This window comes from Streptomyces beijiangensis (assembly GCF_017315755.1).
Taxonomy (GTDB): Bacteria; Actinomycetota; Actinomycetes; order Streptomycetales; family Streptomycetaceae; genus Streptomyces; species Streptomyces beijiangensis.
In genome coordinates this window covers 1-274 of record NZ_JAFLRJ010000897.1, presented here as the reverse complement: position 1 = coordinate 274, position 274 = coordinate 1, and the positions used below count along the sequence as shown (strand labels likewise).

Below are 274 nucleotides of genomic sequence, written 5' to 3'. Positions count from 1 at the left end.
GGATCAGGCCCTGGGGCGGGCGTCCGGATCCGTCAGGTCTATCAGGCGGCAGACCATCTCGATGTCGATCTTCACCTGGGCGATCGACGCCCGGCCCGACAGCCACGTGATCAGCGCCGAGTGCCAGGTGTGCTCGATCACCCGGACCGCCGAGAGCTGCTCGGGGGTCGGGTTCTCCAGGCCCATCGCGTCCAGGATGATCACCGTCGTCTGGCGCGAGACCGTGTCGACCTCGGGGCTCACGCTGCGGTCCGCGAAGGTCAGGGCCCTGACC

1 pseudogene is annotated in these 274 nt (G+C 69.0%); it reads right to left on the bottom strand.

The features are described 5' to 3' along the window. Window positions 1-3: 3 nt before the first annotated feature. Window positions 4-274 (bottom strand): annotated as a pseudogene (locus J0695_RS39755) (TetR family transcriptional regulator); the annotation flags it as partial.